15 protein-coding genes are annotated in these 13,030 nt (G+C 70.9%); 10 read left to right on the top strand and 5 right to left on the bottom strand.

Annotated features, from left to right (window positions below):
- Positions 1 to 104 precede the first annotated feature (104 nt).
- Positions 105 to 497, bottom strand: coding sequence for a ribonuclease domain-containing protein (locus ACWCXH_RS08525; RefSeq protein WP_449800594.1), 393 nt, complete (start codon positions 495 to 497; stop codon positions 105 to 107).
- A 261-nt stretch (positions 498 to 758) separates the two neighbouring features.
- Complete coding sequence (locus ACWCXH_RS08520) at positions 759 to 1,052, bottom strand: helix-turn-helix transcriptional regulator (protein WP_449800593.1); 294 nt, start codon at positions 1,050 to 1,052, stop codon at positions 759 to 761.
- A 173-nt stretch (positions 1,053 to 1,225) separates the two neighbouring features.
- On the opposite strand from ACWCXH_RS08520, the gene ACWCXH_RS08515 reads away from it, so the two are divergent.
- Genes ACWCXH_RS08515 through ACWCXH_RS08505 form a run of 3 tightly spaced genes read left to right on the top strand, consistent with a single transcriptional unit; the run spans position 1,226 to position 2,250 of the window.
- Complete coding sequence (locus tag ACWCXH_RS08515) at positions 1,226 to 1,534, top strand: hypothetical protein (protein ID WP_449800592.1); 309 nt, start codon at positions 1,226 to 1,228, stop codon at positions 1,532 to 1,534.
- Between the two features lie 10 nt (positions 1,535 to 1,544).
- Positions 1,545 to 2,009, top strand: coding sequence for an STAS domain-containing protein (locus ACWCXH_RS08510; RefSeq protein WP_449800591.1), 465 nt, complete (start codon positions 1,545 to 1,547; stop codon positions 2,007 to 2,009).
- Positions 2,010 to 2,016: 7 nt separating this feature from the next.
- Complete coding sequence (locus tag ACWCXH_RS08505; protein ID WP_449800590.1) at positions 2,017 to 2,250, top strand: DUF6296 family protein; 234 nt, start codon at positions 2,017 to 2,019, stop codon at positions 2,248 to 2,250.
- A gap of 221 nt (positions 2,251 to 2,471) precedes the next feature.
- Here the strand turns inward: ACWCXH_RS08505 and ACWCXH_RS08500 are convergent, their stop codons facing one another.
- Positions 2,472 to 3,062 (bottom strand): cation transporter, encoded by a 591-nt coding sequence (locus ACWCXH_RS08500; protein WP_449800589.1) that lies wholly within the window; start codon positions 3,060 to 3,062, stop codon positions 2,472 to 2,474.
- Positions 3,063 to 3,492: 430 nt separating this feature from the next.
- Between ACWCXH_RS08500 and ACWCXH_RS08495 the strand changes: the two genes are divergently transcribed.
- From ACWCXH_RS08495 to ACWCXH_RS08485, 3 genes are all read left to right on the top strand, one after another.
- Positions 3,493 to 3,648, top strand: a complete 156-nt coding sequence (locus ACWCXH_RS08495) for a hydrophobic protein (RefSeq protein ID WP_449800588.1) — start codon at positions 3,493 to 3,495, stop codon at positions 3,646 to 3,648.
- A 93-nt stretch (positions 3,649 to 3,741) separates the two neighbouring features.
- The gene (locus ACWCXH_RS08490; RefSeq protein WP_449800587.1) at positions 3,742 to 3,915 is read left to right on the top strand and encodes a CsbD family protein; all 174 of its coding nucleotides are present in this window, start codon (positions 3,742 to 3,744) and stop codon (positions 3,913 to 3,915) included.
- 114 nt (positions 3,916 to 4,029) lie between these two features.
- A complete protein-coding gene (locus ACWCXH_RS08485) occupies positions 4,030 to 4,488 on the top strand; it encodes an SRPBCC family protein (RefSeq protein ID WP_449800586.1) in 459 nt (152 codons plus the stop codon).
- Between the two features lie 227 nt (positions 4,489 to 4,715).
- Here ACWCXH_RS08485 and ACWCXH_RS08480 read toward each other — a convergent pair whose 3' ends face one another.
- Both ACWCXH_RS08480 and ACWCXH_RS08475 read right to left on the bottom strand, forming a co-directional pair.
- Positions 4,716 to 5,291: a hypothetical protein gene (locus tag ACWCXH_RS08480; protein ID WP_449800585.1), complete on the bottom strand. Its 576-nt coding sequence runs from the start codon at positions 5,289 to 5,291 to the stop codon at positions 4,716 to 4,718.
- A 53-nt stretch (positions 5,292 to 5,344) separates the two neighbouring features.
- Positions 5,345 to 5,905, bottom strand: a complete 561-nt coding sequence (locus ACWCXH_RS08475; protein ID WP_449800584.1) for a hypothetical protein — start codon at positions 5,903 to 5,905, stop codon at positions 5,345 to 5,347.
- Positions 5,906 to 6,472: 567 nt separating this feature from the next.
- Here ACWCXH_RS08475 and ACWCXH_RS08470 point away from each other — a divergent pair.
- Genes ACWCXH_RS08470 through ACWCXH_RS08455 form a run of 4 tightly spaced genes read left to right on the top strand, consistent with a single transcriptional unit; the run spans position 6,473 to position 12,974 of the window.
- The gene (locus tag ACWCXH_RS08470; protein ID WP_449800583.1) at positions 6,473 to 8,260 is read left to right on the top strand and encodes a thiamine pyrophosphate-requiring protein; all 1,788 of its coding nucleotides are present in this window, start codon (positions 6,473 to 6,475) and stop codon (positions 8,258 to 8,260) included.
- Between the two features lie 3 nt (positions 8,261 to 8,263).
- Positions 8,264 to 11,356, top strand: coding sequence for an FAD-binding and (Fe-S)-binding domain-containing protein (locus tag ACWCXH_RS08465; protein WP_449800582.1), 3,093 nt, complete (start codon positions 8,264 to 8,266; stop codon positions 11,354 to 11,356).
- Complete coding sequence (locus tag ACWCXH_RS08460) at positions 11,353 to 11,868, top strand: DUF1360 domain-containing protein (RefSeq protein ID WP_449800581.1); 516 nt, start codon at positions 11,353 to 11,355, stop codon at positions 11,866 to 11,868. The genes ACWCXH_RS08465 and ACWCXH_RS08460 overlap by 4 nt, the downstream gene beginning before the upstream one ends.
- Positions 11,865 to 12,974: an enolase C-terminal domain-like protein gene (locus ACWCXH_RS08455; protein ID WP_449800580.1), complete on the top strand. Its 1,110-nt coding sequence runs from the start codon at positions 11,865 to 11,867 to the stop codon at positions 12,972 to 12,974. The genes ACWCXH_RS08460 and ACWCXH_RS08455 overlap by 4 nt, the downstream gene beginning before the upstream one ends.
- Positions 12,975 to 13,030 lie beyond the last annotated feature (56 nt).

The raw sequence follows: 13,030 nt of genomic DNA, 5'->3' as shown, positions 1-13,030 counted from the left end.
GCCCCACGGCGGCGCACCGCCTACGAGACCACCCCGCCCGTCCCCACGCGCGAACGGCCCCGGCGGACGGGTCGCCGCGCCGGGGCCGTGAGCCGATTCCTCTGTCAGCAGCCGAAGTTGATCAGCCGGAACGTCGCGTAGTGGTCACTGGTGTAGTAGTCCTCGTGGTACCGCTTGCCGGTGACGATCCGACGGGCGCCGCGGGTCGGGGCGCCCGGGGTCACCACGGTGTACTCGTGGTAGTAGCCGTACGACCGGCTCGGCAGCACGCCGCCGTTGTTCTGGAAGACGATCCCGTCCTGCCGGTACGGGAACGGCCCGTTGGACGCGATCAGGTCGAGCGTGGTTCTGGCCTGGGGCGGCAGGGCGGAGAGGCACACGTTGCCGCTCACGGCGGCGTTCGCCTCGGTGGCGACGGCGACGGGGGCGAGGGCGATCAGGGCGACGGTGGCGGCGGAGGCGGCAGTCATCTTCCACGCGCGTAGAGTGCTGGTCATGCCCATGAGTGTGCGAGCCCCGGAGCCGCACGGGAAGCCCTCCGACAAGTCTTCATTTCCGGGTAACTCCCGGTACGTCCGGGCGACTTGAGCACGTCGGCACCGATCCGCCGGCCCCCTGCCCGCCCCGGCCGACGGCCACCGCGGCCCTGTCGCCCACGAGACGGCACTCAACGCAACATCAACCACCCTGACCGAAGCCGCGTAGCTCGTGTCCCGCGTTCGAGGTCAAGGCCGGGTCCCGCTGTTCGTCGGCGGGTGTCAGCGCAGGAGGGCGGCGAGGAGTTCGGCGACGGTGGGGCCGGCGTCGGCGGGATGGCGCAGCTGTTTGCTGGCGATGACGCTGTAGTGGTTGGTGCGGCCGCGGCGTTCGTGGCTGAGGTACCCGGCGTGTTCGAGGTCGGTGATGATGCGCTGGACGGCGCGTTCGGTGAGCAGGCAGCAGGTGGCGATGTCGCGCACGCGGATGCCGGGGTCGCGGGCGATCTGGACCAGGACGCGGGCATGGTTGGTCAGGAAGGTCCACTGCCGCTCGGTGGTCGTGCCGTTGTCCATAGTCTCCACGATAGGACGAAGTTTCACGGTTGCCGAAACACGACAGCGAATTCGCGCATTGGTTGACATGTCGGGCGAACAGGCGAACAGTGGAGGAACAGCTCCCGCATCGCGTTCGCGGCGGATTCGTGCGGTGGCTCCACGTACGTCTGGAGGTGGTTCGCATGGACCCAATGAGCAGGGAGGGACTGGAGCAGCTCAGGTCCATGCTGGCCGAGCGGATCGGCGCGCCCTGCGAGCACGGTGCGGACGCGGGCCGGGTGGAGCCTTTGCGTCGGCAGGTGCGCCACGCGGTCACCGGCATAGACGCCTATCTCAGCGCGGTCGAGGCGGGCAGCCGCACCACCATGGGGCTGCGCGAGCAGGCTCTGGACCTGTGGCAGGGCCTGGGGCGGATCGCGTCCGCGTGGCCCGGACACGACACCGCCGTCACGGTCGACGACGTCGTCCGGGTGCCGACGCAGGCCGATCCCGTGGTCTGAGGAGAGGACCGTGTTGCCCTGCCTGAATTCGGAGACCGTCCGGGTCGGGCACGCGCTGGTGTGCTCCTTCGCCGGGGACATGATCCTGGACAGCGAACCGGTCGCCGTCCGGGCCCTGAACGCCGCCCTCGACCAGCGCCCGGCCCTGCTCGCCGTGGACCTGGCCGGTGTGGAGCTGTTCACCTCCACCGGCCTCAACCTGCTCCTGACCGCCCGGCGGCGCGCCATGGCGGAGGGCGTCACGCTGGTGCTGGTGGGCCCCTCGCAGCAGACGCTGCGGGTGCTGGAGCTCACGGAGACCGCGGTCCTGTTCGTGGTCTGCGCCACCGCCGAGGACGCCCTGCTGAACCATCCGCCGCGCAGGCCGCCCGTCTGGGGGCATGGTCCCGGCGCGCCATTGGGTAGCCGTCCCGGAACGAGAGCACCGGAGCAGCATCTGGGCTCGCCATGCACACCGCCACCGACAGCCGAGTGAGACGACCATGGGCCTTCCGCAGCGGTACGCGGTCACCTTGCCCGGCACCCCCGGCGGGCACGCGCCGCCGGAAGTCGTCGTCGTCCACGCCACCGGCGAGACGACCGCCGATGGCGTCCCCGTCTACGCGGACGCGGACAGCGTGTTCCTGGTGGAGATCCAGGACGACGTGGCCCGGCCGCTGGACGCGGTGTCGGGGCCAGGCCGGCACACCTGCCTCCACGCCACGCCGCTGCCCTGAGCCCGGGCCGACGGGCAGGCGCACGTCCGTCGGCCCAGCACCGGGTGCGGGACGCCCGTGCGGCGGCGAGTTCCGCACCCGCTGGGGCGCCCACAACGTCCGCCACCAGGCCCAGCTCAGCCCCGCAACACCAACGGCTTGGTCGGCTCTTTGTGACCGGTGCGAAGTTTCACCAGTCTCAGCGGAGTTTGGCTGACGGCGGTCTGTCTCATCGAAGTCGATCAATGCTCGCCGAAGAAGATCTCGTGGACCTCGCGGGCGGCGTAGTAGACCAGCACGTAGCCGGCGACCGGGTCGGCCCACCACCAGCCGAGGGTGCTGTTGAGGACCAGGCCGAGCAGGACGGCTGCGGCGAGCAGGCCGTCGATCAGGGTGACTCGGCCCTCCGTCTTGAGGACGGGGTTGTTGAGGGCGGCGCCGGTGCGGGCCTTGCCGAAGGCGAGGGTGAACATCACGGCGGCGGTGATGGCGGTCCAGGTGATGCCGAGCGGGGAGTGGTGTGGGTGGAAGCCGCTGATCAGGACGATCGTGGACTGAGCGAGCAGGTAGAGGCCGAGCAGTCCGAAGCCGGCGCCGATCAGCCTCATTGCTCGCTTTTGGCGCTCCTCGCCGGTGCCGGAAAGCTCCCAGATCACGACGGTGGAGGCGCCGATCTCGATCAGGGAGTCCAGGCCGAAGCCGGCCAGCGCGACCGAGCGGGCGCTGATCGCGGCGATCGCGAGGACCACGATGCCGATCACGTTCCAGCCCAGGGTGGCGTATTCGAGGGCGAAGCCCCAGCGGAGCAGGGTCTGGCGGGAGATCTCGTTCACCGGCGGATTCTCCCAGCTTTCCGTTCACGGTTCAGACCCGCCGTCGGCCCGACGGCCTCGGTGACGTCCTGCTCGCCCTGCTCGCCGAACCCGCCGTCCGGGCGGCGACCGACCTTGCTGGCTCGCCCCCCTTGCCCGCCTGACCAGGTCATCAACACCTCTCACCCGGCGGACAGCGCAACGAGCTCCGACGGACCAGCCCTCAGGGCGCGCGACGTCAACCATGTCGCCGCACACTGGAGGGAGGCACTGAACCAGTTGTCCCTGTTCTTCGAGGGCCGGCCCAGCATCCAATGGCTGACGGAGACTTACACGGAGTCAATAGATCGTTCCAGCGCCCGGTCTGACCGCCTCCCGCCGTACGACCGGGGCGGTGTAAGCCCCGTTGTACGGGGCAGGCGCGGTGGGTGATGAAAGGAGGTTGTGGATCATGTTGCTCCTGGTTCTGGTCCTGCTGCTGGCTCTCGTGCTTGGGGGTGCGGGATTCGCGGTCCATGTGCTGTGGTGGGTCGCCCTCGCCGTACTGGTGCTGTGGATCCTGGGCTTTGCTCTGCACGGGGCCGACCGCCGTTGGTACCGCTGGTGACGAGCGGCTGTGAGACCGACTGGTTGACACGGATGCGTTCACGCCGGGACCTGCAAGCCGTACGGCTGCGCGAGGACGAGGAGGGCGGTGCTCATGGGCACGAAACGCAAGGCGGAGAACGCCAGCGAAGCGCTGAAGGGGAAGGCGAAGGAGACCGTCGGCAAGGCCGTCGGTGACCGACGGATGACCGCCGAAGGGAAGGCCCAGCAGAGCATGGCCGCCGCCAGGCAGGCGATGGAGAAAATCAAGGATGCCGCAAGGCATTGACACCGAGCAGCGCGGCCCGGGTCATCCGGGCGCCCGTCAGGGGTGCTCGGGCCGGGCCTCGCCGGCTTCCACCGGACTGCCGAGGCGGTGGTCCCCGTTTCCCGGAGGTGTCCCATGAGCATGGTGACGCAGTCGATCGACGTCGAGGTGCCGCTGCACACGGCGTACAACCAGTGGACCCAGTTCGAGGAGTTCCCGCAGTTCATGGAAGGCGTGGAGGAGGTCCGTCAGATCGACGACCGCCACAGCCACTGGAAGACGAGCATCGCCGGTGTGGAGCGCGAGTTCGACACCGAGATCGTCGACCAGCTGCCCGACGAGCGGGTGGCGTGGCGCACCGTGTCCGGTGAGGTCACGCAGATGGGCGTGGTGACGTTCCAGCGCCTGGACGCGGATCACACGCGGGTCAAGGTGGCCATGGACTTCGAGCCGGAGGGGATCGCGGAAAGGAGTGCGGACGCGCTCGGTGTGCTCGATCGCCGCGTGAAGAGCGACCTGAAGCGCTTCAAGGGGTTCATCGAGGAACGCGGCCTCGAGAGCGGCGGGTGGCGCGGCCGGATCTCTCCGGGATGAGGGGCGGATCACGGGCAGTCGGCCGAAAATCCTTCCCCTGGGGACGATGATGGCCGCGCACCGCGGGGGCGGAGGCTACGCGGTCGGCGTGGCCCAGGCCCTCTCCTGCGTGGCCGTCGGCCGAGGGAGGTGACCCAGAGGGCTTGGCAGCGCGGCCGGGAGGAGTCGCAAACCGCTGCTGCGCTGGCCGATGTCGGTCAGCGCAGCAGCGGGGTGCCGCCGGTGGCTCAGCTGCTGAGCAGCCGGTTGAAGAAGGAGCGATACTGCTGGAGTGCCAGCCGCAGGTCCTCGGTCTGCACCTCGCCCCCACGGTTCCACTGCTGCTCCAGGCCTCGCTTGTGGTCCGAGAAGGAGGCGGCCAGGCGCTGCATCAAATCGGCGACCAGTGCATCCGCCGAGCGCACCGCCTTCTGGGGATCGTCGACGAACTGGCTCTGGATCTCCTGCCAGCGGGACCTGAACTCATGCTCGTCCTCCGGGGCGAACAGCGGTTCCTCACCAGCGTCCCGCGAGCTCTCGCTCGGCTGTTCCGCGTTCTCCCGTTCCCCAGCGGTTCCGCCCGCGTCGGCGGTTTCCCGGCCCTCGGGCTCCCCCTCCGCCGGTCCGGCTTCCTCCTCGGCGCCCACACCGGCAAGTCCACCGGTCGCCTCGCCCGGGTACACCGGCCTCTCCTCCGCCGTTTCCGTCTCCTGCCGGTCCTGGTCCACAGGTTCCTTCCCCGTCTCGGGGGAACGGGCCAGATCCTCGGTGGTCAGGGGCTCTTCATCATTCCTGGCGCTGCCCTCGTGCTTCATCTGCTTCATTCGCTTTCATGGTATTGGTGACCATCGTCTCTTTACGCGGTTCGGACGTCGTCTCACCTCCGGCCGCTGGCCGACCCGCGATGACCGTTACCGAGCAAGTCGTCGAAGAGCTCGCGATAGTGCACCATCGCGCCGCGGAGTTCCTCGGTGGTCGCATCGTGGTCACGGACGTGCTCGTTCACCGCGTGGGCGGCCCGGAAGTGCTCCAAAGTACGTCCATGCTCCACGGACAGGTCGCGGAGCTTCTGCTCGTAGCCCTCCGTTGGGTATCCGCGCTCGTGCATGAGCACAGTGACGAGCCGGTCGGCCTGCTGCACCGCCTCGCCCGGCCGGTCCACGAACTGCCGCTGCACCCGTGTCCAGTCCTCGGCGTACCGGTCCCGCGCCGCGTCCGGCAGCGGCTTGATATCCAGGTGGTCGTGGCGCTGCTCGCGGGCACGCAGTTCCCGCTCCGCGGCGAACCTGCTCTTTGAGCGCTGGACGGTCCGGTCGTATTCGGGTCCGAAGCGCTCCTGGAGCCGGCGGTGCCGGATGAGGTACCACGTCGCGACGGCCAGCAGAATGAGAACAACCGCGATGGGAACGAAAATCGCAATAAGCGTCCCTGTGGACATCGGGTCCTCCCTGAGGCTCTGATGGCCAGCGGCTGCCCGGAATCGGCCACTCAAAACTCGGTTACCGGGCCTGCCGCGGTGGCGAGGGTGCCCGCTCCGGCGTGGCGCTGCCCGGGGCCGGCCGGCCACCCCAAGGCGTGGGATCGAACGCTTCCGCAGCTGCCGGCCGTTCACCCGGTCGGACGATCCCATCCGGGGCCTCGGCCGCGCGCGTGCATATGCTCGATGAACGGCAGCCGACTTTCCCCACCGCCCGGAGGCGGTGGCCGGGCCCGACTGCCGGGCCGCAGAGGGGAGCCGGTCGTGTACGACATGCATGCCGAGCCCGTGTTCGACGGCCCGGCGCTCGCCCTGCGCAGGCACGCGGTCCGGACCGGTGACACGCTGGTCGCGGTCTGCGGGTACCGCCCGCTGCCCCTCGTCCGGCCCCAGGACCCGGGCAACCCTGACCCTCTGCCACCCCGCTTCGCACCGGGCGGGTTTCACACCAGCGCCGACGGGTTACCCGCGCACACGGGCCCCACCCCGGTGCCCAGGGCCAGAACCGCGCTGTGGAGGAGTTGCGTGATGAAGGTTTCCGACTACGTGCTCGAGCGGCTGCGCGACTGGGAGGTCGACTACGTCTTCGCCTACCCTGGCGACGGCATCAACGGGCTGCTGGCCGCCTGGGGCCGCGCCGAGGACCGGCCGCGGTTCATCCAAGCGAGGCACGAGGAGATGGCCGCCTTCCAGGCTGTCGGATACGCCAAGTTCTCCGGCCGCACTGGTGTCTGCGCCGCTACCTCCGGTCCGGGCGCGATCCACCTCCTCAATGGCCTGTACGACGCCAAGCTCGACCACGTCCCGGTGGTCGCGATCGTCGGGCAGACCGACCGTAGTGCCATGGGCGGCTCCTACCAGCAGGAAGTCGACCTCATGACCTTGTACAAGGATGTGGCCTCGGAGTTCTGCGAGATGGTCACCGTCCCCGCCCAGCTGCCCAACGTCCTCGACCGGGCCATGCGCATCGCCGCGACACGCCGCGCGGTCACCGCGGTGATCATCCCCGCCGACGTGCAGGAACTCGACTACGAGCCGCCGACGCACGCCTTCAAGCAGGTTCCCTCCAGTCTCGGCATCCCGCACTACGCCCCGGTACCGGCCGACGCGGATCTGGCGAAGGCGGCGGAGATCCTGAACGCCGGCGAGAAGGTGGCGATGCTGATCGGGCAGGGCGCCCGGCACGCCCGCCCCGAGGTCGAGCAGGTCGCCGACCTGCTCGGCGCCGGCGTGGCGAAGGCACTGCTGGGCAAGGACGCGCTGCCCGACACCCTGCCGTACGTGACCGGCTCTATCGGCCTGCTCGGCACCCGGGCCTCCTACGAGATGATGCGCGACTGCGACACCCTCCTCGTGGTGGGCTCCAGCTTCCCCTACACCCAGTTCCTGCCCGAATTCGACCAGGCGCGGGCGGTGCAGATCGACCTCGACCCGTCCATGGTGGGCCTGCGCTACCCGTTCGAGGTCAACCTCGTCGGCGACGCCGCCGAGGCCCTGCGCCGGCTGATCCCGCTGCTGGAGCGCAAGGCGGACGGCAGCTGGCGCAAGACGGTGGAGGACAACGCGGCGCGCTGGTGGGAGGTCATGCAGCGCCGGGCCGAGGTCACCGCGGACCCGGTCAACCCGGAGTACGTCGTCCACGCGCTGGACGCGCTGCTTCCCGAGAACGTGATCGTGGCCGCGGACTCCGGCTCGGCCGCCAACTGGTACGCCCGCCACCTGCGCTTCCGCGACGGTATGCGCGGCTCCCTCTCCGGCACCCTCGCGACCATGGGGCCGGGGGTGCCGTACGTGATCGGCGCGAAGTTCGCCCACCCGGACCGGCCGGCGATCGCGATCGTCGGCGACGGCGCCATGCAGATGAACGGCCTCGCTGAACTGATCACCGCCGCCAAGTACTACCAGGAGTGGGCCGATCCACGCATGGTCGTGGCGGTGCTGAACAACCACGACCTGAACCAGGTCACCTGGGAGATGCGCGCCATGCAGGGCGCACCGCAGTTCGAGCCCTCGCAGAGCCTGCCCGACGTGCGCTATGCCGACATCGCCCGCACGTTCGGCTTGGACGGGGTCCGGGTCGAGACGCCCGACCGGGTGGAGGCGGCGTGGCGTCAGGCGCTCGCCGCGGACCGGCCGTTCGTCATCGACTTCCGCACCGACCCCGCGGTGCCGCCCATCCCGCCCCACGCCACCTGGGACCAGATCAAGGCCGCCGCCTCCGCCGTTCTGCACGGCGACAGCGACCGGGCCTCCGTGGTCCAGCAGGGTGTGAAAGCCAAGATCCAGGATTTCCTGCCCGGCAGCGGGCGGAGCTGACCGATGCCCGACCGTGGGAAGGGAGACCTCGCCGGTCAGGAGGTGGACCTCGGCGCACTGGAGCGCGCGCTGCGCGCGGAGGTGGACGGCGAGGTCCGGTTCGACGCGGGCAGCCGCGGCGCGTACGCGACCGACGGCTCGAACTACCGCCAGGTCCCGCTCGGCGTCGTGGTGCCCCGCACGGTGGAGGCCGGAGCCGTCGCGGTCGCCGTGTGCTCCCGGTTCGCCGCCCCGGTGCTCTCGCGCGGCGGGGGCACCAGCCTCGGCGGGCAGTGCACCAACACCGCCGTGGTCATCGACTGGACCAAGTACTGCCACCGGCTGGTCTCGGTCGACCCGCGGGCGCGGACCTGCGTGGTCGAACCCGGCATCGTCCTCGACGAGCTCAACCGCCGGCTCGCCCCGCACGGGCTGATGTTCGGGCCGAAGCCCTCCACGCACAGTCACTGCGCGCTGGGCGGGATGATCGGCAACAACAGCTGCGGCGCCTCCGCCCAGGCGTACGGCAAGACCGCCGACAACGTCCGCCGCCTGGAGGTCCTCACGTACGAGGGCGCCCGGTTCTGGGCCGGTCCCACGAGCGACGAGGAGCACGCACGGATCGTGGCCGCCGGCGGGCCGCAGGCACGCCTGTACCGGGGGCTGCACGACCTCACCGCCCGCCACATGGCGGAGATCCGCCGCGGCTACCCGAAGATCCCGCGCCGCGTCTCCGGCTACAACCTCGACGCCCTGCTGCCGGAGAACGGCTTCAACCTGGCCCGCGCCCTGGTGGGCAGCGAAGGCACCCTGGTGACCGTCCTGCACGCCGAACTGGAACTGGTCGACGTGCCCGCCGCCGAGGCGCTGCTCGTCCTCGGCTTCGACGACATCTACGCCGCCGCCGACGCCGTCCCCACCCTGCTCGAACACAGCAGCCCCGCACAACTGGAGGCCATCGATGGGCGCATGGCGCAGCTGATGCGCGAGGAGCACGCCTACCTGGACTCCCTGGAACGCCTGCCCGCGGGCGACAGCTGGCTGATGGTGCAGTTCACCGGCGACACGAAGGAGCAGGCGGACGCCCAGGCGTACGAACTGCTGCGGGCGATCGGCCGGGACGAGGACGATGCGTCGGTGGCGCTGTCCGACGATCCCCCGCGCGAGCACGAGATGCTCAAGGCCCGCGAGGCGGGCCTGGGGGTGACCGCACGGCCGCCCGACGGGTCCGAGACGTGGGAGGGCTGGGAGGACTCCGCGGTGGCCCCGGAGAAGCTGGGCGTCTACCTGCGCGATCTGGAGCGGCTCTTCGACCGCTACGGCTACCAGCAGGCTTCCCTGTATGGGCATTTCGGGCAGGGATGCGTGCACACCCGCATCCCGTTCGCCCTGCGCGAGGGCAAGGGCATCGAGGCGTTCAGGGCGTTCCTGTTCGACGCGGCCGATCTGGTCGCCTCCTACGGCGGCTCGCTGTCGGGCGAGCACGGCGACGGGCAGGCCCGCGGCGAACTGCTGCCCCGCATGTTCACCCCCCAGCTTGTCGAGGCGATGGGCGAGGTCAAGGCACTGTTCGACCCAGGCAACCGGATGAACCCCGGCAAGGTCGTCCACCCCCACCGCGTCGATGCCGATCTGCGCCTGGGCGCCGACTGGCGCCCCGCACCCCGGCAGACGCACTTCGCCTTCGCCGACGACCGGCACGACTTCTCCCAGGCGGTGCTGCGTTGTGTGGGCATCGGCAACTGCCGCACCCACCGGGGCGGAGTGATGTGTCCCTCCTACCGCGCCACCGGGGAGGAGGAACACTCCACCCGCGGCCGGGCCCGGCTGCTGTTCGAGATGCTCGGCGGCCACGACGACTCCCCGGTCACCGCCGGGTGGCGCTCCACCGAGGTCCGCGACGCCCTCGACCTGTGTCTGGCCTGCAAGGGCTGCAAGTCCGACTGCCCGGTCGGCGTCGACATGGCCACCTACAAGGCCGAATTCCTCGCCCACCACTACGAGGGCCGGCTGCGCCCGGCCGCTCACTACGCGATGGGCTGGCTTCCCCTGTGGGCACGGCTGGCGCGCACGGCTCCAGGCCTGGCGAATGCCGTCCTCCAGGCCCCCGGCCTGGGGCGTGTCGGGAAGATGCTCGCCGGCGTCGACCCGCGCCGCACCGCACCGCTGTTCGCCGACCGGTCGTTCCAGCAGGACTGGCGCCGTTCGGGCAGGCCGCAGCCGGATCCGCACGATCCGCACACCGTGTTGCTGTGGCCGGACACCTTCACCAACAACTTCCACCCGCACATCGCCCAGGCGGCCGTCCGGGTCCTCAAGGACGCCGGCTTCCAGGTCGCCGTCCCTGACGGGCCGGTGTGCTGCGGCCTGACCTGGATCTCCACCGGCCAGCTCGTCACCGCCCGCCGCGTCCTGCAGCGGACCGCCCGGATCCTGCGACCGTGGCTGGAGGCCGGAACACCGATCATCGGCCTCGAGCCCTCCTGCACCGCGATCTTCCGCGACGACGCCCCCGACCTGCTCGCCGGCGACCAGGACATCCGGCGCCTGGCCACGCAGATGCGCACCTTCGCCGAACACCTCGTCCACCACGCCCCGGACGGCTGGCGTCGCCCGCAAGCCGGCCGGGCGGCGACCGTGCAAACGCACTGCCACCAGCACGCCGTCCTCGGCACCGGTGCCGACCGCGAACTGATGCGCCGCGCCGGCATCGCCGCGAACGTCCTCGACGAGGGTTGCTGCGGCCTGGCCGGGAACTTCGGCTTCGAACAGGGACACTACGACCTCTCGCAGGCCATCGCCGAACAGGGCGTCCTGCCCGCAGTGCGCGACACCGCCCCCGACGCCTTCGTCCTGGCCGACGGCTTCAGCTGCCGCACCCAGATCGACCAGGCCGACACCGGACGGCAGGCCCTGCATCTGGCCGAAGCCCTCGCCCTGGCCCTGGACGGAGAGCTGCCCGACGGCCACCCCGAGCAGACGGTCCCCCGGCCGCAGCCTCATCCCGCAGCAGCCCGCCTGCTGAGCGCAGGGGTCGTCGGCGCCGCGGTCGGCCTGGCCGCGGGAGGAGTGCTCGCGGCCCGCCACCGCCGCCACACCCGGAAGGCGACACGATGAGATCCCTGCACGAGCGGCTGCACCGCGAGGCCCGCGCCTACAGCGGCGATGACGACCGCCCCCTCGCCTCCTACGCCGGTCTCATGGGCCTCTACGCCACCGCCACCGCCGGCGTTGTCGCTGCCGCCCGGGCCACCGGCCGTGCACTACCGGATCCGACCCCGTGGGACGTCACGCTCACCGCGCTGGCCACGCACCAGCTGTCCCGCCTGATCGCCAAGGATCCGGTCACCAGCCCGCTGCGCGCACCGTTCACCCGTTTCGAAGGCACCACCGGGCCGGCCGAACTGGCGGAGGACGTGCGCGGCACCGGCGCCCGCAAAGCGGTCGGCGAGCTGCTGACCTGCCCGTTCTGCACCGGCCTGTGGGTCACCACCGCCTGCACCGCCGGGTCGATCTTCGCGCCGCGCGCCACCAGACTCGCCACCGCCGCACTCGCCACCCTGGCGGCGGCCGACTTCCTGCAGTTCGCCCGCACGGCGGCCCAACACGCAGCTGACGACGCGTCATGACCACCGATGCCACCGCGACCGTCGAGGATCTGCGCGCGCAGGTCCTCGAATTCCCCACCGACGCCCCGGAGGCCGACGGCACACTCACCTGGGAATCGACCACCATGGTCCTGGTCCACGCCCGCAGTGGGGACACCCTCGGCCTGGGCTGGACCTACGGCGCTCCCGCCACCGCCCAGGTGATCACCGGTCAGCTGCGCGACCTCGTCGTCGGCCGTCCGGCCTTCGACATCCCGGCCGCCAACGAGGCGATGAGCCGCGCCGTACGCAACACCGGCCGCCCCGGCCTGGTCGCCGGTGCCATCTCCGCCGTCGACATCGCCCTGTGGGACCTCAAGGCCCGCCTCCTCGACATGCCACTGGTCGACCTGCTCGGCGCCGCCCAGCGCGAGGTGCCCGTCTACGGCAGCGGCGGTTTCACCACCTACGACCACCGCCGGCTGGCCGAGCAGCTGCGGGGCTGGGCAGGGCAGGGCTTCACCCGCTTCAAGATCAAGATCGGTGAGGGGTGGGGCGCCCAGGAACGGCGGGACCTGGAGCGTACCGAGCAGGCCCGACAGCTGATCGGCGACGACGCCGATCTCTACGTGGACGCCAACGGCGCCTACACCCGTAAACAGGCCGTCCGTCTCGCACGCTCGCTCGCCGGGTGGGGGGTGAGCTGGTTCGAGGAGCCCGTCTCCTCCGACGACCTGGCCGGTCTCGCCCTCGTCCGCGACGCGGTCGCTGCCGACGTCGCGGCCGGCGAGTACGGCTACGACCTGCCCTACTTCGCCCGCATGGCCCCGGTCGTGGACTGCCTGCAGGCCGATGCCACCCGCTGCGGCGGCATCACCGTGTGGCTGCGTGCCGCCGCCCTCGCTCAGGCCCACAATCTCCAGCTGTCGGGGCACTGCGCCCCGCACGTCCACGCCCATGCCGCCGCCGCGGCGCCGAACCTGCGCCACCTGGAATGGTTCCACGACCACGTCCGCATCGAAAACCTGCTGTTCGACGGCGCCCTCAGCCCCGACGGAGGCATCCTGCGCCCGGGACGGGAAGGCCGGCCCGGCCTCGGGCTGATCCTGCGCGGCAAGGTTGCCGAGCGATTCCGTGCCCCGGGCTGAAGCGGACCGGCGTGCCCTGGAGCGGGCTCGCTCAGTACGGCAACGGACGGCCCGAG

The organism is Kitasatospora sp. NPDC001660 (genome assembly GCF_053596725.1).
The sequence above is the reverse complement of the archived record's forward strand: the minus strand, read 5'-3'. Positions and strand labels throughout refer to the sequence as shown.

Bases quoted from the DNA above. Each gene is read 5' to 3' on its own strand.
- ACWCXH_RS08525 (WP_449800594.1), bottom strand. From the start codon at position 497: ATGACCAGCACTCTACGCGCGTGGAAGATGACTGCCGCCTCCGCCGCC.
- ACWCXH_RS08520 (WP_449800593.1), bottom strand. From the start codon at position 1,052: ATGGACAACGGCACGACCACCGAGCGGCAGTGGACCTTCCTGACCAAC.
- ACWCXH_RS08515 (WP_449800592.1), top strand. From the start codon at position 1,226: ATGAGCAGGGAGGGACTGGAGCAGCTCAGGTCCATGCTGGCCGAGCGG.
- ACWCXH_RS08505 (WP_449800590.1), top strand. From the start codon at position 2,017: ATGGGCCTTCCGCAGCGGTACGCGGTCACCTTGCCCGGCACCCCCGGC.
- ACWCXH_RS08495 (WP_449800588.1), top strand. From the start codon at position 3,493: ATGTTGCTCCTGGTTCTGGTCCTGCTGCTGGCTCTCGTGCTTGGGGGT.
- ACWCXH_RS08490 (WP_449800587.1), top strand. From the start codon at position 3,742: ATGGGCACGAAACGCAAGGCGGAGAACGCCAGCGAAGCGCTGAAGGGG.
- ACWCXH_RS08485 (WP_449800586.1), top strand. From the start codon at position 4,030: ATGAGCATGGTGACGCAGTCGATCGACGTCGAGGTGCCGCTGCACACG.
- ACWCXH_RS08480 (WP_449800585.1), bottom strand. From the start codon at position 5,291: ATGAAGCAGATGAAGCACGAGGGCAGCGCCAGGAATGATGAAGAGCCC.
- ACWCXH_RS08475 (WP_449800584.1), bottom strand. From the start codon at position 5,905: ATGTCCACAGGGACGCTTATTGCGATTTTCGTTCCCATCGCGGTTGTT.
- ACWCXH_RS08470 (WP_449800583.1), top strand. From the start codon at position 6,473: ATGAAGGTTTCCGACTACGTGCTCGAGCGGCTGCGCGACTGGGAGGTC.
- ACWCXH_RS08465 (WP_449800582.1), top strand. From the start codon at position 8,264: ATGCCCGACCGTGGGAAGGGAGACCTCGCCGGTCAGGAGGTGGACCTC.
- ACWCXH_RS08460 (WP_449800581.1), top strand. From the start codon at position 11,353: ATGAGATCCCTGCACGAGCGGCTGCACCGCGAGGCCCGCGCCTACAGC.
- ACWCXH_RS08455 (WP_449800580.1), top strand. From the start codon at position 11,865: ATGACCACCGATGCCACCGCGACCGTCGAGGATCTGCGCGCGCAGGTC.